6 protein-coding genes are annotated in these 4,432 nt (G+C 69.8%); all 6 read left to right on the forward strand.

Annotated elements, in window-relative coordinates; genetic code table 11:
- Positions 1–58 precede the first annotated feature (58 nt).
- The 6 genes from NI1_RS24430 (at position 59) to NI1_RS24455 (ending at position 4,380) form a co-directional block, all read left to right on the forward strand.
- Positions 59–1,246: a serine hydrolase domain-containing protein gene (locus NI1_RS24430; RefSeq protein WP_067824976.1), complete on the forward strand. Its 1,188-nt coding sequence runs from the start codon at positions 59–61 to the stop codon at positions 1,244–1,246.
- Positions 1,247–1,390: 144 nt separating this feature from the next.
- Positions 1,391–2,188, forward strand: a complete 798-nt coding sequence (locus NI1_RS24435; RefSeq protein WP_067824978.1) for a PRC and DUF2382 domain-containing protein — start codon at positions 1,391–1,393, stop codon at positions 2,186–2,188.
- Positions 2,189–2,221: 33 nt separating this feature from the next.
- Entirely contained in the window at positions 2,222–2,482 is a 261-nt protein-coding gene (locus NI1_RS24440; RefSeq protein ID WP_067824980.1) for a hypothetical protein, read from the forward strand.
- A 42-nt stretch (positions 2,483–2,524) separates the two neighbouring features.
- A complete protein-coding gene (locus tag NI1_RS24445) occupies positions 2,525–3,478 on the forward strand; it encodes an LGFP repeat-containing protein (protein ID WP_157535313.1) in 954 nt (317 codons plus the stop codon).
- Between the two features lie 126 nt (positions 3,479–3,604).
- Positions 3,605–4,069: a hypothetical protein gene (locus NI1_RS24450; protein ID WP_067824984.1), complete on the forward strand. Its 465-nt coding sequence runs from the start codon at positions 3,605–3,607 to the stop codon at positions 4,067–4,069.
- The gene (locus NI1_RS24455; protein WP_067824986.1) at positions 4,066–4,380 is read left to right on the forward strand and encodes a transcriptional regulator; all 315 of its coding nucleotides are present in this window, start codon (positions 4,066–4,068) and stop codon (positions 4,378–4,380) included. The genes NI1_RS24450 and NI1_RS24455 overlap by 4 nt, the downstream gene beginning before the upstream one ends.
- Positions 4,381–4,432: the final 52 nt, after the last annotated feature.

A 4,432-nucleotide genomic window follows, 5' to 3' on the forward strand; every position in this document is an offset into this window, starting at 1 on the left:
CGCGAATCGGCCATCGGGGCGATGCCGGCCGCACCGGGACGCAGCTAACGTCCAGCTCATGACACCTATGGCGACCGCATCCGATTCAACTCCCGCGCGCGGGCCGCGTCGCATCGTGCCCTTGGCGGCGGTCGCCCTGCTGGCCACCACGCTGGCCGCCTGCACTTCCGATCCGGTTGCCCCAGCGTACGGGCCGCTGTCCGCCAGTTCCCGAACGGCCGTGCAGCAGACCCTCGATGCCGCGGTGGCGGCGGGGATACCCGGCGTGCAGCTCGTCGTCAGCGCCGACGGCCGGGATTGGACCGCGAGTTCCGGGGTCGGGGATATCGCCGCCCGCACCGGCTTTCCCGAGGGCGCGCACGCGCGGTTCGGTAGTAATACCAAGGCATTCGTCGCGACGGTGCTGATGCAATTGGTCGCCGAGGGCGCGGTGGAACTGGACGCGCCGATCGAGCGGTATCTGCCGGGCGTGGTGCAGGGCAACGGCATCGACGGCAATCGCATCACCGTGCGAAACCTCGTGCAGCACAGCAGCGGTCTGCCCGAGTATCTCGAACTGCCCGAGCTGCAAGACGATTCGGATGCCCTGCTGACCAAGCACTTCGCCACCGCCGACCTGGTCCGCGACGCCATGGCCATGCCCCCGCACTTCCAGCCCGGCGAGCGCGCCGAATACAGCAATACCAATTTCCTGGTCGCCGGCCTGCTGGTGGAGCGAATCACCGGCCACCCGATCGCCGAGGAGGTCACGCGCCGCATCACCGAGCCGCTGGGCCTGCGCGAGACCTACTTCCCCGCCGCGGGCGACACCGATATCCGCGCGCCGCACCCGCGAGGCTACGAATCGGTGGACGGCAAGCCCACCGATTACACCCGGTTCGATCCCTCCTGGGCGGGCCCCGCCGGCGAGATCGTCTCCACCGGCACGGACGCCAACCGCTTCTTCACCGCCCTGATCACGGGAAACCTGCTCGCGCCGGCCCAATCGGCCGCCATGCGGGAGAACCCCCGGCCGTTGACCAATCGCCCCGGCTTCTCCTACGGCCTGGGCTTGACGCAGACCACCGCGCCCTGCGGTATATCCGTCTGGGGGCACGGCGGCTCCATCCCCGGTTTCCGCACCTTCAACGGCGTCACCCCGGCGGGCCGCGCCGTCACCCTCATCGCGAACCTGCGGCCCGCCGAGCCCGCCGCCACCGCCGCCCTCCAAACGGCCTTCGACACCGCCGTCTGCGCGGCCGACTGACCCACGATTTGATTGCTGTCAGTTTGCTTGACTCGGGCGTGGGTATCCGCTGATCGCATCGCATTTTCCGAGATCGTTCCTGAATTCGGCATCCAGGCCGGACACCCGTGTCCGCCGGGATGCTGCCGACAGTTAGGAGAGATCATGGCGAACCCCACGCTGGAATCACTGATCGGTGCGACCGTTTACGACAGTGCCGGTGAGCCGATCGGCCGGGTGGACAACTTCTACCTCGACGACGAGACCGGTACCCCGACCTGGATGGCGATGGAGACCGACGCGGGCAGCGACCCGACGCTGATCCCCCTCGACGGCGCCGGATACCGCGCCGAGGACATGACCATGCAGGTGCCCTACGCCCAGGAGCAAATCCGCAGCGCACCCCATCTGGAACGCGACGGGCACATCGACTCCGGGGCCGAGCAGCGGCTGATGGAACACTACGGCGGCGGTCAGCGCCGCGGCACCGGAATGGGCGCCACCTACGCCGCCGGACGGCCGCGCATCCGGCCCGGCGCCGACGAGCCGATGACCTACGGCGATCAGAACCAAGAGCTGACCCGCTCGGAGGAGCGCCTGGTCATCGACACCGAGCGCGAAGCCTCCGGCACCGCGCGGCTGCACAAGTACGTCGTGGAGGAGGAGCAGACGTTCACCGTGCCGACCACGCACGAGGAGGCCCGGCTGGTGCGCGAGCCGATCACCGACCCCACCGGCGCCGACACCACCATCGGGGAGCAGGACCAGGAGGTCGTCCTGCACGCCGACCGGGTGCGCGCGCACAAGGAGACGGTGCCGGTCGAGCGGGTGAGCCTGGTGGTCGACGAGGTCCCCGACGAACAGTCGATCTCGGACACCGTGCGCAAGGAACGCATCGACGCCGAGGGCGTCCGGTCCGAGCGGCGCGACCGCAGGAATAGCGAAAAAGAGGACCGGGCATAGCTTTTCGATCCGATACCGCTAGGAGGACATGCTATGGAATGGCTTCTGGGTTTGCTCGGCGGGGCGGTCGGCGGCGGCGTCGGCGGATCGAAGAATCCGCTGGGCCCGCTGGTGAACGGTGGTGTCGGCGCCGTGGGCGGCGGCATCACCGGTGGCATCATCCAGGCCGCGACGGGCAGCGGGCTGGACTTCGGCCAGATCCTGGCTCAGGTCGCCGGTGGCGGCATCGTCGGCGCGGTGCTGTCGGCGATCACCGGCTTCGCGGCCCGGCCCAAGACGGGCGAGCTGCGCTGATCCGCTCCCACCATCGTGGACGACGCTGAGAAGGAGCTTCTCATGACACGTTGGAAGAACTCGGTTTTCGCGGCGGGAGCGGCGTTCGGCCTGTTCGCCGCCGGCTGCCTGGGCCTGGTATCGGGCCCGGTGGCGATGGCGCAACCCGCTGACGCCGCGGCCGCCATCGACGCGCACTACAGCGAGAAGGGCGGCGCGAATTCGCCGCTGGGCGAGAAGGTGGGCACGGTGTACGCCTTCGGCCCGAACGGCGCCGCCCAGGATTTCCAGGGCGGCAAGATGATCTACTCCCCCGAAACCGGCGCCAAGGTGATGTACGGCGCCATTCTCGAGAAGTATCTGGCATTGGGCGGGGCCGGCGCGGGTCTGGGCTATCCGGTCAACGACGAATCCGACGCACCGGTCGCGGGCACCGCGCGCTTCAGCGAGTTCTCGGCGCCCGACGGCGCGACCATCGAATGGAGTCCGCAGCACGGCGCCTGGCTGGTCCAGGGGCCGATCCGCACCGCCTGGTCGCATCTGCACGCCACCGACGGTGCGCTGGGTGCCCCGCTCTCCGACACCACCGTGGAGAACGGCGTCTACAGCCAGCGTTTCGCCGGGCAGAACGGGACTCCGGTCGATATCCGCTGGAGTTCGGCCGATGGTTTCGTCACCGCGCCACCGGAGATCGCTGGGCAGCTGAGCGGTTTGGATGTGAGCGTCCCGGGTGCCGCCCCGGGCGGTCAGGTGGCCGCGCCGGCGCCCGAATCCGCCCCGGCGGCAACCGATTCCAGCAGTTCGGCAAGCAAGTGGTGGGCGCTGCCGCTGGGTCTGGTGATCGCGGCGGTCGCGGGCGGACTGGCGGCCATGGTGGCCGGCGGCGCGCGCGGCGCGCACGCGGGTAGCACCGCGGCCGCCGGGACCGGTGCCGGTGCCGGAGTTCGCCGGGCCGGTTCACATCTCGCGAGTGCCGCCGAACGCAATCGCGGTATCCCGCGCGCGGGCGGGGTGTGAGGGTGCGGGGCGGGTCGTCCGGCGACGACCCGCCCCCGCCTCGCGCGGGCTCCCGGCCGATGGCCGTTGACTTTCCTACCTGGAAAGTGGAGACTTACTTTCCAGGTAGGAAAGTGAGGTGTCATCATGGAGTACATCGCTCCGGATCAAGCCCGCGCCGCGCTCGAAGCGGCCGAACGCGCCCAGCGGCAGGTCGCCGCGGAAGTCGGCCTGCCGCGCGGCTATTGGTGGGGAATGGCGGCGGGGTGGCTGGTGCTGGGCACGCTCGGCGATCTGGGCCCGCAGTGGCTCGTCATCGCCGCGACGCTGGCCTTCGGCATCGGCCATGCGACCATCGCATCTCGCCTGCTCGACGGCCGCCGCCGTACCGGGCAGGTTCAGGTCAGTGCCGAAACAGCCAGTCGCCGTATGCCTTTGGTGGTGATCGGCATGCTGATCGGCCTGGTAGTGCTCACCGTGGGCGTGGCTTTCGCACTCGATGCCGACGGGGACCGGCATCCGGCCATCTGGTCGGCGGTGCTGGTCGCGGCCGTGGTCGGCTTCGGCGGCCCGGAGATCCTGCGCACCCTGCGCGGCTGGGCGCGGGCATGACCGAGGCTCGGTTCGACGAACTCATCCACCCCAGCACCCGGCTTTCCCTGGTCGCCACCTTGGCGGCAGCCGACTGGGCGGAGTTCGCTTTCCTCAAAGAGCGTCTCGCACTGTCGGATTCGGCACTGTCCAAACAGCTCGCGACGCTGGAGGACGCGGGCTACGTGGCCACCGAACGGCGGCTCGAGGGCACGCGGCGAAAGCTACGCGCTCGCTTGACGACCGCCGGGCGGGCGGCGTTCCTCGGGCATATCGCGGCCCTGCGAGAGATCGTCGCCGGTGCCGATCCCGGTGTGGCACCGCGCAAGTGAGTGCACGGCACTCGTCACGGTTCGGAGGCTGTCCGAACCGTGACGAGTGTGC

The sequence above is a fragment of the Nocardia inohanensis NBRC 100128 genome (genome assembly GCF_001612945.1).
GTDB lineage: Bacteria > Actinomycetota > Actinomycetes > Mycobacteriales > Mycobacteriaceae > Nocardia > Nocardia inohanensis.

Excerpts from the sequence above, each read along its gene's own strand:
- NI1_RS24430 (WP_067824976.1), top strand. The coding sequence starts at position 59 with ATGACACCTATGGCGACCGCATCCGATTCAACTCCCGCGCGCGGGCCG.
- NI1_RS24435 (WP_067824978.1), top strand. The coding sequence starts at position 1,391 with ATGGCGAACCCCACGCTGGAATCACTGATCGGTGCGACCGTTTACGAC.
- NI1_RS24440 (WP_067824980.1), top strand. The coding sequence starts at position 2,222 with ATGGAATGGCTTCTGGGTTTGCTCGGCGGGGCGGTCGGCGGCGGCGTC.
- NI1_RS24445 (WP_157535313.1), top strand. The coding sequence starts at position 2,525 with ATGACACGTTGGAAGAACTCGGTTTTCGCGGCGGGAGCGGCGTTCGGC.
- NI1_RS24450 (WP_067824984.1), top strand. The coding sequence starts at position 3,605 with ATGGAGTACATCGCTCCGGATCAAGCCCGCGCCGCGCTCGAAGCGGCC.
- NI1_RS24455 (WP_067824986.1), top strand. The coding sequence starts at position 4,066 with ATGACCGAGGCTCGGTTCGACGAACTCATCCACCCCAGCACCCGGCTT.